General features: G+C 53.8%; 1 protein-coding gene. It reads right to left on the bottom strand.

Annotation, left to right across the window (positions count from 1 at the left end):
• Nucleotides 1–612: 612 nt before the first annotated feature.
• Nucleotides 613–888, bottom strand: coding sequence for an acyl carrier protein (locus tag GSQ92_RS16350; protein ID WP_158804955.1), 276 nt, complete (start codon nt 886–888; stop codon nt 613–615).
• Between the last annotated feature and the right edge of the window lie 349 nt (nt 889–1,237).

Below are 1,237 nucleotides of genomic sequence, written 5' to 3'. Positions count from 1 at the left end.
TGATTGAGATAACCGAATCAATGCCGGCGGCGACGAGGTTGTAGGAGATGAACCCTTCCTGCCCTTTTAGGATCGGGATAACCAGCTTTTCCACGCCTTGGGCAACTTTAGAAACATCGCTGACGCTGTCGTAAATGCGGATCGATGCAAACATTGCGTTTGTCCCCCGGGCTTTAACCGCTTCAATGGCGGTTTTTCTGGCAGATCAATTTGCGCGGCGGGCCGGTATTTCGCAAGTTAATCCCGCTCAGGAGGGTGGCTTGAGGCCCTCAAGCTTCGTCCAGTCACGGCGGGCGCACTGATATGCCTCCCCGTCCACAACGACCACGTCCCCGATTGACGTGCTGGAGGGTGGCACCGGCTCCATCCGTCGGATCGATCCAATACCCAAGCGAAAGCCCGTCTCCGCAAGGAACGGCGAGCCCAGACACCAAAATGGATGCGACAAAAGCAACGTGGTAGTTCCGCAACATGCGCGTCGTTGACCGGCTGCCGGTGAATTTCTCGAAAGTTCCAGAAGAACCTCGTATCTATTTGCTGAGGCGACTTTATCACACTGCGAAACGGAATTATTGCCCTCTTCTGAACTAGAATCCCGTACGCTATCGCACATCAAGTGCCCGATGCTTTTGGAACAATCCGTAACGACGCTTGGGGCTTTGCAGTCTGCGCCGCCAGCATCGAGTCTATCATTTCCCCGACGGTCGACATGTTCTCGTCGGCTTCAACCTCAACGCCACACTCTTCCTCCAAAGCCATATGGAGGATAATCAACTTGAAGCTGTCGAGATTGAGATCGGAGGAAAGGCTGGCGTCATCGGGGAGTTTCTCTATCTGGAGAGCGAGATACTCGGAAATAAACAGGCGGATATGTTCCCGATCAACCATGTCCGCCCTCCGCGTGTAGGGCTTTACGGCCCAGACGTCGAGAGATTTGGCTAGGTCGGGATACCTTCAAGATATACCTTTAGGTATCCGAAGGGGGTGGTTTAGTACTACCTAATAGCCTTTTCTACTGGCCGAGTAACAACAGCATAATGACGGAGGACAATGATGCTGCGATGCCCCTTTGAATGGTCGTAACATTCGAAAGGGGAACCTGACGACCTCGACTGCGGCGTCTTTGGTTGGTCAAGCTGGCGGGAGGAGGTTCAAAAATGCTGAGCGGCTAAATTGGGTAAAGCAGGGCTCTTGGGCATCTGTACAGGGGTGGTCGTCCTTGGCGTGTCCGGCAGTG

Origin of the sequence: Acidisoma sp. S159, assembly GCF_009766125.1 — a bacterium.
Taxonomy (GTDB): domain Bacteria; phylum Pseudomonadota; class Alphaproteobacteria; order Acetobacterales; family Acetobacteraceae; genus Acidisoma.
Note: the sequence above shows the minus strand (reverse complement) of the source record. Positions and strands in the feature narration are given on the sequence as shown.